Origin of the sequence: Phenylobacterium aquaticum, from assembly GCF_947378715.1 — a bacterium.
GTDB classification, from domain to species: Bacteria; Pseudomonadota; Alphaproteobacteria; order Caulobacterales; family Caulobacteraceae; genus Phenylobacterium; species Phenylobacterium aquaticum_A.
The window spans coordinates 1-13,727 of sequence record NZ_CANCLE010000110.1 but is presented as its reverse complement, the minus strand read 5'-3'; the positions used below and the strand labels follow the sequence as shown (position 1 = coordinate 13,727).

Below are 13,727 nucleotides of genomic sequence, written 5' to 3'. Positions count from 1 at the left end.
GTCGAGGCCCTGGCGGTCAAGGGCGGCAAGGTCGCCTTCGCCGGATCGCTGGCCGAGGCCCGCAAGGCGGCGCCCGGCGCTCAGGACGTGGACCTGAAGGGCGCGACCGCCTTGCCGGGTCTGGTCGACGCCCACGCCCACCTGATGGGCATCGGCTTTCGCGAACTGACTCTCAATCTGGAAGGCTCGGCTTCGATCGTCGAGCTGCAGGCGCGGCTCAAGGCCTGGAACGCCGCCCATCCCGGAACCGAACCGCTCAGCGGTCGCGGCTGGATCGAGACCCATTGGCCCGAGAAGCGCTTCCCCACCCGTGCAGATCTGGACGCGGTGGTCCCCGACCGTCCGGTGGTGCTGACCCGGGCCGACGGCCACGCCCTGGTGGCCAATTCCAAGATGCTGGCCCTGGCCGGCGTCACCCGCGACACCGCCACCCCGACCGGCGGCCAGATCCTCAAGGACGCGGCGGGCGAGCCGACCGGCATGCTGGTCGACAACGCCAAGGCCCTGGTCAGCGCCAAGGTCCCGCCGCCGACTGAGGCCCAGATGCGTGAGGCGGCCCGCCTGGCGGTGAACCTCTATGCCGCGCGCGGTTGGACCGGCATGCACAATGTCAGCGTCGCCGCCAAGGACGTGGCGATCCTGCGGGACATGGCCGCCGCCGGAACCTTGCCGATCCGGGTCGACAACTTCATGGACCTGAAGGAGGCCGGCGAGGTGCTGGCCAAGGGGCCCTATGCCGACCCGACCGGCCTGGTCCGGGTGGATGGCGTGAAGCTCTATATGGACGGCGCGCTCGGCTCGCGGGGCGCGGCCCTGCTGGCCCCCTACAGCGACGCCGACGGCGCGGGCCTGATCCTGACCCCGCCGGACGTGATCTCCGGCGCCCTCGACAAGGCCCGCGCGGTCCACGCCCAGATCGCCATCCACGCCATTGGCGACCGGGGCAACCGCATGGTGCTGGACGCCTATGAAAAGGCCTTCAACGACAATCCGGCCGGCCTCGCCGCCGCCCGCTGGCGGATCGAGCATGCTCAGGTCCTGTCACCGGAGGACAAGCCGCGTTTCGCCAAGCTGGGGGTGATCGCCTCGATGCAGCCGTCGCACGCCATCGGCGACCTGTTCTTCGCGCCGGCCCGCCTGGGCGAGGCGCGGTTGAAGGAGGCCTATGCCTGGCGGGACCTGTGGGACTCCGGCGCCCACATGGCGGCCGGCACTGATGCGCCGGTGGAGAAGGGTGATCCGCTGATCGAGTTCTATGCGGCGACCTATCGCCACGACCTCAAGGGCTATGCCGGCGCCGACTGGGGCCTGGACGAGACCCTGACCCGGCCGCAGGCGCTGGCCATGCTGACCAAGGGCTCGGCCTATGCGGTGTTCCGCGACAAGGACCTCGGCGACCTCGCGCCCGGCAAGGCCGCCGATATCTCGGTGTTCTCCGCCGACCTGATGACGGCGCCTTTCGCCGAGATCCCGACCGCCCACGCGGTCATGACCATCGTCGGCGGCCGGATCGTCTACGACGCCCGGGGCAAATAGGCGTCGATGAGCGCGGCGGCGGCGACGCCGACCGCGCCGGCCGGCCCGCCCGGCCCGAACAGCTGGCTGGAGACATAGACGCCCTCGACCAACAGGGTCAGGGCGTCGCCCAGGGCGGCGGGATCGACAGCGCCCAGCTCGGCCGCCTTGCCGCGCAGGCGTTCACGCAGGTCACGCTTGTGGGCCTCGGAGACGATCCGGGCTGGATGCCCGCGATCGGGATATTCCACCGCGGCGTTGGTCAGGGCGCAGCCGCGATAGTCTTCCTTGGTCGAACGCTCGGCGAGGCCGTCGAAGAAGGCCAGCAGCTGCGCGCGGGGCTTCCCGGGATGGTCGGCCACAGCCGCGTCGACCCGGGCCCAGAACCCGCTCTCGCTCTCGCGCAGCACCGCCACGGTAAGCTCGTCCTTGGAGCCGAAGCTGCGATAGAGCGTGGGTTTGGTCACCCCGGCCTGGGCGACGATCTCGTCGACCCCCACGGCGCGGATGCCATCGCGATAGAACAACTCCCGCGCCGCCTCGCGGAGCTTGTCGGTGGCGCGGCGGGGCGGCGGGGCGGACTCGGACATGTGTTAGAAAATGTCGCCTTGACGATGTAACTGACCGGTACGTATCACGGTGGATACTTACCGGTCAGTTACATGAAGATAGCCATGAAGCGCCCTTTTGGCCAGAACTACGCCTTCGTCGTCGCCGCTGCGGTCTTCCTGGCCCTGCTGGCGGCCGCCGGCCTGAGATCGGCGCCCGGGGTGCTGATGTTGCCCCTGGAGAAGGCCTTTGGCTGGAACCGTGGCACGGTCTCGGCTGCGGCGGCCGTGGGAATTTTCCTCTATGGCCTGACCGGGCCCTTCGCCGCCTCGCTGATGCAGTCCTTCGGGATCAGGCGTGTCGTGCCCCTGGCCCTGCTGCTGATGGCGGTCTCGACCGGCCTGTCGGCGATGATGACCGCGCCCTGGCAGTATGTGGCGACCTGGGGCGTGATGTCCGGCGTGGCCTCGGGCGCGGTGGCCGCGGTGCTGGGGGCGACAGTGGTCAACCGCTGGTTCGTCGCGCGTCGCGGCCTGATGATGGGCATACTCACCGCCTCGACCGCCACGGGCACCCTGATCTTTCTGCCAGCCATGGCAGCGCTGGCGGAGCATGCCGGCTGGCGGCCGGTGGTGCTGACCATCGCCGGCGTCACGGCGGTCCTGGCCCCGATCCTGTGGATCCTGCTGCCGGAGCGGCCCGAGGACATCGGCCTCAGGCCCTATGGCGCGCCGGCGGACTATGTCGCCCCGGCCCAGGCCGGCGGCGGCGCTTTGGCCTATGCGTTCCAGGCCCTGGGCCGCGCGGCCAAGACCCGGACCTTCTGGCTGCTGTTCACCGGTTTCTTCGTCTGCGGCCTGACCACCAATGGTCTGGTCGGGATGCACATGATCGCGCTCTGCGGCGACCATGGGATGGGTGAGACCCAGGCGGCGGGCCTGCTGGCCCTGATGGGGCTGTTCGACCTGATCGGCACCACGGCGTCCGGCTGGCTCACCGATCGCTATGATCCACGCAAGCTGCTGTTCGCCTATTACGCCCTGCGCGGCCTGTCCCTGGTGGTGCTGCCCTTCACCGATTTCTCCATCGTCTCACTGGGGGTGTTCGCGGTGTTCTACGGCCTCGACTGGATCGCCACCGTGCCGCCGACCGTGCGCCTGGCCTCCGACGCCTTCGGGGACCGAGACGGTCCGATCGTGTTCGGTTGGATCGCCGCCGGCCACCAGGTCGGCGCGGCGACGGCGGCGATCACCGCTGGGATCCTGCGCGCCGCCGAGGGCCGCTATCTGGAGGCCTTCGTCCTGGCCGGCTTCACCGCCTTCATCGCCGCCGGCGCCTCGCTGATGATCCGGCGAGGCGCGACGGCGGCGGTCGCCTTGGCCTAGGGCGTGGGCGTCTAGGCCGCCGGCGCAGGGCGGGCGCGCTGGTTGTAGAGCAGCTTGGTCAGGCGCTCGCGCTCCTCGGGCGTCAGGGTGGCGGGATCGATCGAGGGACCGGCGGTGACGGCCATGCCCTTCTGCACAGCGGGGCGCGCCGCCATCTCGTCGAACCAGCGCTTGAAGTACTTGAACTCGCCCATGTCGATGCCCTGGAGCTCCCAGCTGGCGGTCCAGGGGTAGCAGATCATGTCGGCGATCGAATAGGCGTCGCCGGCGACATAGGGCCGGTCATAGAGGCGATTGTTCAGCACCCCGTACATCCGGTGGACCTCGTCGTTGAACCGGCGCTGGGCGTAGGACTGGTCGCCGTGCTTGGGGTCGACCCGGCTGAAATGGCCGCGTTCGCCGGTCTTGGGCCCCTGATTGGCCATCTGCCAGATCACCCATTGGGTGACCTCGTACTTGCCGCGCACGTCCTGGGGCCAGAAACGGCCCTCCTTCTCGGCGATGTACATCATGATCGCGCCGGACTCGAAGACGCTCACGGGAGCGCCGCCGTCCTTGGGGGCGTGGTCGACAAGGGCCGGCATGCGGTTGTTCGGATTGATCTTCAGGAAGTCGTCGGTGAACTGGTCGCCCTTGCCGATGTTCACCGGGACGACGTTGTAGGGGACGCCCAGCTCCTCGAGCAGGATGGTCACCTTCTTGCCGTTGGGGGTCGGCCAATAGTGGATGTCGTACATGCGGGCCTCGGGGCTGGGATGGGGGCAGGGGGTTCGCTTCGCCCCATAGCCTCGGTAGAACCTAGGAAGGAAGACCGGGGCCTCAACCCCACAAATTCTGAAAGGACAGCCCAGGCGGTCGCGCTAAGGTGGGATCATGAAGCTCTATTATTCGAACGCCTCGCCCTTCGCCCGCAAGGTTCTGGTCGCCGCCCACGAGCTGGGGCTCGCCGATCGGATCGAGCTGGTCACCGCCACGGTCACCCCCACCGCCGCCAATCCCGAGGTGGCCGCGGCCAATCCGCTGAGCAAGGTGCCGACCCTGATCACCGACGACGGCCAGGCGATCTATGACAGCCGGGTGATCGTCGACTATCTCGACACCCTGGGCGCGCGGACCCTGGCGCCGACATCGGGAGCCGCGCGGTTCGCCGTGCTGACCGAGCTCGCCGCCGCTGACGGCTTGCTGGATGCGGCCCTGCTGGCCCGCTACGAGCAGATGCTCCGGCCCGAACCGCTGCGCTGGGCCGACTGGACCCAGGGCCAGTTGGACAAGGTCCGCCGCACCCTCGATCACTTCGAGACCCTGACCCTCAAGGCCGAGGGCGACGTGGGAATCGTGGAGATCGCGGTCGCCTGCGGCCTGGGCTATCTCGACTTCCGCTTCGCCAGCGAGGACTGGCGGGCGACCCGGCCGAAGCTGGCGGCGTTCTACGCGGTCTTCTCGCAGCGGCCGTCCTGGCCGATCACCGACCCGGCCCGCTGAGGCATGAGCCTGCGCACCGCCTATGTGGCTTTCGCGACCAAGGCCGAGCCCGCCCTGACCGTGGCCGGCAAGCTGGCGATCCCCTCCGCCGAGACCAAGGTCCCGGCCGTGATCCTCTGCCATGGCTCGGACGGCGTGGACGGGCGCGGCGAATTTTATCGCCCGGCGCTGAACGCCGCCGGGATCGCCACGCTGGAGATCGACATGTGGGCGGCGCGCGGCAGCGCCCGGGGTGCGGCCGCCCGGCCGCGCTCGCCGATCGAGACCCTGCCCGACGCCTTCGCCGCCAAGCGGTTCCTGGCCGAACAGCCGGAGATCGACGCCGCGCGGATCGGCATCATGGGCTTTTCCTGGGGGGCGGTGGTGACCCTGCTGTCGGCCACGCCCGGCGCGCTCGCCCGGTTCGGGGACGGGCAGGGGGCTTTCAAGGCCCACATGGCCAACTATCCTGTGGTCTGGGCCTATGAGACCGTGCCCGGCCTGTCGCTCGCCGAGCTGACCGGGGCGCCGATCCTGATCCAGTGCGGCGACGCCGACACCTATGATGATCCGGATGGCCTGGACCAGCTGATGGCCCGCCTGCCTGAGGCTTCGCGCAATGTGATCCGGGGCGTGACCTATCCCGGCGCCGGGCATGGCTTCGACCGCGACCTGCCGGCCCAGACCATCAATGACCCCTTCGCCCACAAGGGAAAGGGCGGCCCCGTCGTGATGGAATTCAACCCGGGCGCCGCTACGGCATCGCGTGACGCCTGCGTCACTTTTTTCAGCGAGACCCTCTGAAGCCCTTGCGGGCCGGGCCTTTGCGGTCGAATGATCCCGCCAAAGAACGCATCCGAAGCGTTCCCCGGAGGATAGACCATGGACGCGAAACTGGGCCACGACGCCGCTTCGATGACCGCCGTGCTGGCGGCGCAGAAGGCGGCCCACCTGCGCGATGGCGCACCCTCGGCGGAGCAGAGGATCGATCGGATCGATCGCTGCATCGGCCTCCTGATCGACCATCGCAAGGCGATCGAGGACGCCCTGAACCAGGACTTCGGCTCGCGCTCCCGTGAGGCCACCACCTTCACCGACATCGCCGGCTCCATCGGCCCGCTGAAGCATGCCCGCGACCACCTGAAGAAGTGGATGCGGCCCGAGAAGCGCAAGACCACGCCTGCGATCCTCGGCCTGCTCGGCGCCAAGGCCGAGATCCAGTTCCAGCCCAAGGGGGTGATCGGCGTGATCAGCCCCTGGAATTTCCCGATCAACCTGACCTTCGCGCCCCTGGCCGGCGTCCTGGCTGCGGGCAACCGGGCCATGATCAAGCCGTCGGAATTCACCCCCGCCACCTCGGCCCTGATGGCCCAGATGTTCGGCGGCGTGTTTTCGCCGGAGGAGATCGCCGTGATCACCGGCGGCCCAGAGGTGGGCCAGGCGTTCAGCGAGCTGGCCTTCGACCACATGATCTTCACCGGCGCGACCAGCATCGCCCGCCATGTCATGCGCGCCGCGTCCCAGAACCTGGTGCCGCTCACCCTGGAACTGGGCGGCAAGAGCCCGGTGATCATCGGCCCGTCCGCCGACATGGGGGTCGCCGCCGCCCGGGTGATGTTCGGCAAGACCTTGAACGCCGGCCAGATCTGCCTCGCCCCCGACTATGTGCTGACCCCCAGCGACACCCTCGACAGCTTCGTGGCCGAGGCCCAGGGCGCGGTGAAGAAGATGTTCCCGACCCTCAAGGACAACCCCGACTACACCGCCATCGTCGCCCAGCGGCACTATGACCGCATCACCGGCTATGTGGAGGACGCCCGGGCCAAGGGCGCGCGGATCATCGAGCTGAAGCCTGACGACGAGGACCTGTCCCAGCAGGAACACCGCAAGATCGCGCCGACCCTGATCATCAATCCGACCGACGACATGAAGGTCATGCAGGAGGAGATCTTCGGGCCCGTGTTGCCGGTGAAGACCTATGGCAAGCTCGACGAGGCCCTGGCCTATATCAACAGCCATGACCGGCCCCTGGGCCTCTACTATTTCGGCGCCGACCAGGCCGAGCAGGACAAGGTGCTGAACGGCACCACCTCCGGCGGGGTGACGGTCAATGACGTGATCATGCACGTCGCCCAGGAAGACCTGCCGTTCGGCGGGGTCGGTCCGGCCGGCATGGGCAGCTATCACGGGGTCGATGGCTTCCGCGAGTTCAGCCACAGGAAGTCGGTGTTCTCGCAGATCAAGAAGGACATCGGCCCGCTGCAGATGCTGCGCCCGCCCTATGGGGCCGGCATCCGCAAGTACCTCGACGGCCAGATGAAGCGCTGAGCGGACAGGGCGGCCTGAGGGCCGCCCGCACGTCCTTCCGAAAAGGGCTTGTCATAAGGGGCGCCACCGGTGTCTTTTCTCGAGGCTGGGACGTCGGCGCGCCGCTCTAAGACGCTGGACCAGGCCGGGGGACAAGATGACCGAAGGCCCAGTCGCCGCACCGCCCGCCGCCGGCTGGCGCCGATGGGTCGTGGTGGCCCTGCTGTTCTGCGCCATCGTCATCAACTATGTGGACCGCCAGACCTACGGCCTGCTGAAGGCCCCGATCTCCCACGACCTGCGCTGGACCAACACCGACTTCGCCAATGTCCACCTGTGCTTCCAGGCGGCCTATGCGGTCTCCTATCTGGCCTGGGGACGGTTGGCGGACCGGCTGGGGGCCAGGCTCGGCCTCGCTGTCGCCTTCGGCGTCTGGTCGGTCGCCCAGTTCGCCACCTCCGGCGCGCGCCAGATCGGCCAGTTCATGCTGGGCCGCGCGGCGTTGGGGATGGGGGAGGCGGGCGCCTTTCCCGGCGCAGTCAAGGCGGTGGTCGAGTGGTTCCCCCAGAAGGAGCGCGCGCTCGCCAACGGGGTGTTCAACGCCGGGGCCAATGTCGGGGCGATCATCACGCCCCTGGCCGTGCCCGCCATCACCCTGGCCTGGGGCTGGCCCGCCGCCTTCATGGCCACCGGCCTGGTCGGCCTGGTCTGGCTGCCGATCTGGCTGTGGCTCTACCGGCGGCCGCGCGAGCACGCCAAGGTCTCGGCCGCCGAACTGGCCTATATCGAGCAGGATCCGGCTGATCTGCCCTTGCGCCTGGGCTGGGGGGCGGTGCTTCGGCGACGCCAGACCTGGGTCTATGCGCTCGGCAAGCTGATCACCGATCCGATCTTCGGCATGTATCTCGTCTGGCTGCCGGACTTCCTGGGCAAGCGCTATGGTCTGGACCTCAAGACCTTCGGCCCGCCGCTGATCGCCATCTATCTGCTGTCGGACCTGGGCAGCGTCGGCGGCGGCTGGTTGTCCTCCCACTTCCTGAAGCGCGGCTGGAGTGTGAACCGGGCGCGCAAGGTGACGATGCTGATCTGCGCCCTGTGCGCCACCCCCGTGGCCCTGGCGCCCTCGGTGGGCAGCCTCTGGGGCGCGGTGGTGATCATTGGCCTGGCCGCCGCCGCCCATCAGGGCTTTTCGGCCACCCTCTACGCCCTGCCGGGAGACCTCTTGCCCCGGGCCGGGGTCGGCTCGGTGCTGGGGATCGGCGGGATGCTGGGCGCGATCGGCGGCATGGCCATGTCCCGCTACACGGGCTGGACCCTGGATCACGCTCGGGGCTATGGCCCGGTCTTCGCCGTGGCCAGCAGCGCCTATCTCTGCGCGCTGGCGGTCATCCACCTGCTGTCGCCACGCCTGGAGCCGGTCGCGGCCGAGCCCAAGGGTTAACGCGGCCGCTCCGAATCAGTCCCCGCTCAACTGAAACTAGGGGCCAAGCGGCGCCGTGAGTCGGCCAAAGCGCCGATTTGGGCGATCCTGTGGCAAGTCTGTGTCCAGCGGTCGCCTATGTCGCACCCCCAGGTCGCAGGTCCTGCAGCCGGTCGAACGCGACCCACCGGTTTGGGGAGTCCTATGCGGGGCGGACGGCTGGACTTCAGGCCCCTCAGGGGCCGGAACCCTCCCTCGGGCGACCCGGGATCGGACGACGGCCGCCAATATTCTTCAGACAAAATAGTGGGTTGTGGAATCATGGGCGGCCGGGGCAGGGTGGCGGCCGATGATCGCCCGCCAGGTTGTCGGCCGGGGCCAGTCCTGTCGATTTGTCGCAGCCGCGAACCCTGCGTACCCCGGAAAGTCCGGCATTTATGCTCGCCGCCTCCGCGAGAATCCCCCTATGCCAGGGCGAGGTCCGTAGTTCGGTAACAACTTAGAAACTGTGATTTGATCTAGGTTAACGGGCCGGAAAAGCGCGTTCAGGTAGAGCGCGGGCCGGTGTGCGTCGCTTTAGAATTCTAGCAGTCGCTCCAGACATACGACGGGATGGGTACATGGGGATTTCGGCTCTTTCGGCGCAGCAGATCAGCACGCTGTCGGTCAGCACGATCCAAGGCCTGTCGACGACAGAGATCGCATCCCTGAGCAGCACTCAGGTTGGCGCGATCAACACCTCTGGGATCGCGGCGCTCGACGCCACCCAGATCGGGTCGCTCTCAGCCTCCCAGGTCAAGGGGCTCACGACCACCCAGATCTCGTATCTGTCGGATACGGTGTCCTTCAATTCCGGCCAGCTGCAGGTGCTCAACGGCCCGCAGCTGAACGCGCTTTCGACCACCCAGATCTCCGGCCTCGACGCCACTGAGCTGGGGGTGCTGTCCTCGACCCAGCTGTCGGGCCTGTCGGCCACCCACGTTTCGGATCTCACGGCGACCCAGGTCGGCGCGCTGTCGACGACCCAGGTCAAGGGCCTGACCACCACCCAGCTGGGCGGCCTGTCGACCACCGATGTCGGCGAACTGTCCTCGACCCAGGTCGGGACCCTGTCGGTCACCCAGCTCGGCGCGATCAGCGTCACCAATATCGGCGCGCTCTCGACCACCCAGATCGGCGGCCTGAGCTCGACCCAGCTGGGCGGCCTGTCGGTCGCCAAGTTCTCGGCCTTCGACGCCACCCAGGTGGGCTCCCTGTCCACGACCCAGGTCAGTGGCCTGACCTCGGCCCAGCTCGGCGGCCTGTCGACCACCGACTTCGGCGAACTCAGCACCACCCAGCTCACCTCGCTGTCTTCGACCCAGATCAGTTCGCTGTCGGTCACCAATTTCTCGGCCCTGGACTCCACGACGGTGGGGGCGCTCTCGGTGACCCAGATCCGTGGCGTCACCGCGACCCAGATCCGCGGCCTGTCGACCACTGACATCACCGAGCTGAACACGACCCAGGTCGCGGCCCTGTCGACCACCCAGGTCTCGTCGCTGTCGGCCACCAATTTCTCGGCCCTGGACGGCACCCAGGTCGGCGCGCTCTCGACCACTCAGCTGCGCGGCGTGACCACCGACCAGATCCGCGGCCTGTCGACCACCGACATCGGCGAACTGAATTCGACCCAGATCGGCGGCCTGGCCACCACCCAGCTGGCGGCCCTGTCGTCCACCAATGTCTCGGCCCTGGACGCCACTCAGGTCGGCTCCCTGTCGACGACCCAGGTGAAGTCGCTGACCACCACCCAATTGGGCGGCCTGAGCACGACGGACGTGGGCGAACTGTCCTCGACCCAGATCGGCGCCCTGGCGGCGACCCAGCTGTCGGCGCTCGCCCAGACCAGCTTTGGCGCCCTGTCGACGACGCAGATCGGCGCCCTGTCGACGACCCAGATCGGCGGTCTGCCGACCACGGCGGTCGCCACCTTCGACGCCACCCAGGTGGGCGCGCTCACCACCACCCAGGTCGGCGGGCTCTCGGGCACCCAACTGCGCGCCCTGAGCACCACCGACTTCGGCAAGCTGTCGACGACCCAGCTCGGCTCCTTGACCGCGACCCAGCTTTCCTCGCTGTCGGCCACCAACATCTCGGCGCTGGACGCCACGACGGTCGGCGCGCTGACCACCACCCAGGTCAAGGGTCTGACCACTGACCAGCTGAAGGGCCTCAGCACCACGGACGTGGGCGAGCTGAGCTCCACCCAGGTCGGGGCCTTGACCGCGACCCAGATCGGCTCGCTGACTTCCACGGCCCTGTCGGCGCTGAACGCGACCCAGACCGGCGCGCTCTCGACCACCCAGCTCAAGGGCCTGACCACCACCCAGGTGGCCGGCCTGACCACCACGGATATCGGCGAGCTCAGCTCGACCCAGATCGGATCCCTGGCGGCGACCCAGGTCGCGGCCCTGACCTCGACCAATGTCTCGGCGCTCGACGCGACCCAGACCGGTTCGCTCAGCGCGACCCAGGTCAAGGCCTTGACCACCACCCAATTGGGCGGTCTGTCGACCACCGACGTGGGTGAACTGTCCTCGACCCAGGTGGGTGCGCTCGCCGCGACCCAACTCACGGCGCTGGGCGCCACCAATGTCGGCGCGCTGTCGACCACCCAGCTGACCGGCCTGACCTCGACTCAGATCGGGACCCTGACCACCACGACCCTGTCGACGCTCGACGCCACCCAGGTGGGCTCGCTGTCGACCACCCAGGTCTCGGGCCTGAACTCGACCCAGCTGCGCTCGCTCTCGACCACCGACTTTGGCGAACTGACCACCACCCAGGTGACTTCGCTGTCGGCGACCCAGCTGGGTTCGCTCACCGCCACCAATGTCTCGGCGCTCGACGCCACCCAGGTCGGCGCGCTGTCGACGACCCAGGTCAAGGGCCTGACCACCGAGCAGCTCAAGACCCTGACGACCACCGACATCGGTGAACTGTCCTCGACCCAGGTCGGCGCCCTGTCCTCGACCCAGCTCGGCGCCCTCTCGGCGGCGGCGGTGTCGGCGCTGGACGCCACCCAGACCGGCGCGCTCTCGACGACGCAGCTGAAGGGTCTGACGACGACCCAGGCGGCCGGTCTCTCGACCACGGATATCGGCGAGCTTTCCACCACCCAACTGGGCAGCCTGGCCACGACCCAGGTCGCGGCCTTGACGTCCACGGCGGTGTCGGCGCTTGACGCGACCCAGACCGGCTCGCTGTCCGCCACCCAGGTCAAGGCTCTGACCACCACCCAATTGGGCGGGCTTTCGACCACCGATGTGGGTGAGCTGTCCTCGACCCAGGTCGGGGCGCTGGCCGCGACCCAGATCGCCGCGCTCGGCTCCACCAATATCGGCGCGCTGTCGACCACCCAGCTGACCGGCCTGACCTCGACCCAGCTCGGGACCCTCACCGCCACGACTCTGTCGACGCTCGACGGCACCCAGGTGGGCTCGCTGTCGACCACCCAGGTCAGCGGTCTGACCACGACCCAGCTGCGCGCCCTGTCGACCACCGACTTCGGCGAGCTGACCACCACCCAACTGACCTCGCTGTCCGCGACCCAGCTCGGGGCGCTCTCGGTCACCAATGCTTCGGCGCTTGACTCCACCCAGGTCGGCGCGCTCTCGACCACCCAGGTCAAGGGCCTCACGACCGACCAGTTGAAGGGCCTGAGCACCACCGACGTGGGTGAGCTCTCCTCGACCCAGATCGGCGCCCTGTCCTCCACCCAGCTCGGCGCCCTGACGGCGGCGGCGCTCTCCGCCCTCGACGCCACCCAGACCGGCGCGCTCTCCACCACCCAGCTCAAGGGCCTGACCACGACCCAGGTCGCGGGGCTCTCGACCACCGATGTGGGCGAGCTTTCCACCACCCAGCTGGGCAGCCTGGCCACGACCCAGGTCGCGGCCCTGACCGCCACGGCGGTTTCGGCGCTCGACGCCACCCAGACCGGTTCGCTGAACGCCACCCAGGTCAAGGCGCTGACCACCACCCAACTGGGCGGCCTGTCGACCACGGACGTGGGTGAGCTTTCCTCGACCCAGGTGGGCGCGCTGAGCGCCACCCAGATCGGCTCGCTCAGCGCGACCAATGTCACGGCGCTGTCGACCACCCAGCTGACGGGCCTGTCCTCGACCCAGCTCGGGACGCTGTCCAACACCACCCTGTCGACCCTGACCTCGACCCAGGTCGGCTCGCTGTCGACCACCCAGGTCCAGGGCCTGACCGGCGCGCAGCTGCGCAGCCTGACCACCACCGACTTCGCGGACCTGACCACCACCCAGATCAGCTCGCTCACGGCGACCCAGCTGGGCTCCCTGTCGGCGACCAATGTTTCGGACCTCGACGCCACGACGATCGGCGCGCTCTCCACCACCCAGGTGAAGGGCCTCACGACCGACCAGCTGAAGGGCCTGACCACCACTGACGTCGGCGAACTCTCCTCGACCCAGGTTGGCGCGCTCAGCTCGACCCAGCTCGGCGCGCTCACCGCCGGCGCCCTGTCGGCGCTCAACGCCACCCAGGCCGGCGCTCTGTCCACGACCCAGCTCAAGGGCCTGACCACCACCCAGGCGGCCGGCCTGTCGACCACTGACGTCGGTGAACTGTCCTCGACCCAGATCGGCAGCCTGGCCACGACCCAGCTGGCGGCCCTGACCGCCACCGCGGTCTCGGCGCTGGACGCCACCCAGGTCGGCTCGCTGTCGGCGACCCAGGTCAAGGCCCTGACCACCACCCAACTGGGCGGGCTGTCGACCACCGATATCGGCGAACTGTCCTCGACCCAGGTCGGTGCGCTCACCGCCACCCAGATCGGCTCGCTGAGCGCGACCAATGTCGGCTCGCTCTCCACGACCCAGCTGACCGGCCTGACCTCCACCCAGCTCGGGGCGCTGTCGAACACCGTGCTGTCGACGCTCGACGCCACCCAGTTCGGCTCGCTGTCCACGACCCAGGTCCAGGGCCTGACCGGCACCCAGCTGCGCAGCCTGACCACCACCGACTTCGCCGACATCACCTCGACCCAGATCGGTTCGCTGACCGCCACCCAGCTGTCC

At 68.8% G+C, this 13,727-nt stretch carries 9 protein-coding genes; 7 read left to right on the top strand and 2 right to left on the bottom strand.

What is annotated here, in order from left to right; genetic code table 11:
* A partial coding sequence (locus Q7P21_RS14165) for an amidohydrolase (RefSeq protein WP_304177577.1) occupies positions 1-1,536 on the top strand: 1,536 nt, incomplete at its 5' end.
* Here Q7P21_RS14165 and Q7P21_RS14160 read toward each other — a convergent pair.
* Positions 1,515-2,105: a TetR/AcrR family transcriptional regulator gene (locus Q7P21_RS14160; RefSeq protein WP_304177576.1), complete on the bottom strand. Its 591-nt coding sequence runs from the start codon at positions 2,103-2,105 to the stop codon at positions 1,515-1,517. The genes Q7P21_RS14165 and Q7P21_RS14160 overlap by 22 nt on opposite strands.
* A gap of 84 nt (positions 2,106-2,189) precedes the next feature.
* Between Q7P21_RS14160 and Q7P21_RS14155 the strand changes: the two genes are divergently transcribed.
* Complete coding sequence (locus tag Q7P21_RS14155; RefSeq protein ID WP_304177574.1) at positions 2,190-3,449, top strand: MFS transporter; 1,260 nt, start codon at positions 2,190-2,192, stop codon at positions 3,447-3,449.
* Positions 3,450-3,460: 11 nt separating this feature from the next.
* Here Q7P21_RS14155 and Q7P21_RS14150 read toward each other — a convergent pair whose 3' ends face one another.
* Entirely contained in the window at positions 3,461-4,186 is a 726-nt protein-coding gene (locus Q7P21_RS14150) for a glutathione S-transferase N-terminal domain-containing protein (RefSeq protein WP_304177572.1), read from the bottom strand.
* A 136-nt stretch (positions 4,187-4,322) separates the two neighbouring features.
* Here Q7P21_RS14150 and Q7P21_RS14145 point away from each other — a divergent pair, with 136 nt between their 5' ends.
* The 5 genes from Q7P21_RS14145 to Q7P21_RS14125 form a co-directional block, all read left to right on the top strand.
* Entirely contained in the window at positions 4,323-4,931 is a 609-nt protein-coding gene (locus Q7P21_RS14145) for a glutathione S-transferase N-terminal domain-containing protein (RefSeq protein WP_304177571.1), read from the top strand.
* Between the two features lie 3 nt (positions 4,932-4,934).
* Positions 4,935-5,714, top strand: a complete 780-nt coding sequence (locus Q7P21_RS14140; RefSeq protein ID WP_304177570.1) for a dienelactone hydrolase family protein — start codon at positions 4,935-4,937, stop codon at positions 5,712-5,714.
* Positions 5,715-5,792: 78 nt separating this feature from the next.
* Entirely contained in the window at positions 5,793-7,238 is a 1,446-nt protein-coding gene (locus Q7P21_RS14135) for a coniferyl aldehyde dehydrogenase (protein WP_304172433.1), read from the top strand.
* Between the two features lie 136 nt (positions 7,239-7,374).
* The gene (locus tag Q7P21_RS14130) at positions 7,375-8,658 is read left to right on the top strand and encodes an MFS transporter (protein ID WP_304172436.1); all 1,284 of its coding nucleotides are present in this window, start codon (positions 7,375-7,377) and stop codon (positions 8,656-8,658) included.
* A gap of 599 nt (positions 8,659-9,257) precedes the next feature.
* Positions 9,258-13,727, top strand: a 4,470-nt coding sequence (locus tag Q7P21_RS14125; RefSeq protein WP_369695347.1) for a beta strand repeat-containing protein, incomplete at its 3' end; no start/stop codon positions are given.

What these genes read in the sequence shown, in the direction of transcription:
- Q7P21_RS14160 (WP_304177576.1), bottom strand. Translation starts at nt 2,105, where the DNA reads ATGTCCGAGTCCGCCCCGCCGCCCCGCCGCGCCACCGACAAGCTCCGC.
- Q7P21_RS14155 (WP_304177574.1), top strand. Translation starts at nt 2,190, where the DNA reads ATGAAGCGCCCTTTTGGCCAGAACTACGCCTTCGTCGTCGCCGCTGCG.
- Q7P21_RS14140 (WP_304177570.1), top strand. Translation starts at nt 4,935, where the DNA reads ATGAGCCTGCGCACCGCCTATGTGGCTTTCGCGACCAAGGCCGAGCCC.
- Q7P21_RS14135 (WP_304172433.1), top strand. Translation starts at nt 5,793, where the DNA reads ATGGACGCGAAACTGGGCCACGACGCCGCTTCGATGACCGCCGTGCTG.
- Q7P21_RS14130 (WP_304172436.1), top strand. Translation starts at nt 7,375, where the DNA reads ATGACCGAAGGCCCAGTCGCCGCACCGCCCGCCGCCGGCTGGCGCCGA.
- Q7P21_RS14150 (WP_304177572.1), bottom strand. Translation starts at nt 4,186, where the DNA reads ATGTACGACATCCACTATTGGCCGACCCCCAACGGCAAGAAGGTGACC.
- Q7P21_RS14145 (WP_304177571.1), top strand. Translation starts at nt 4,323, where the DNA reads ATGAAGCTCTATTATTCGAACGCCTCGCCCTTCGCCCGCAAGGTTCTG.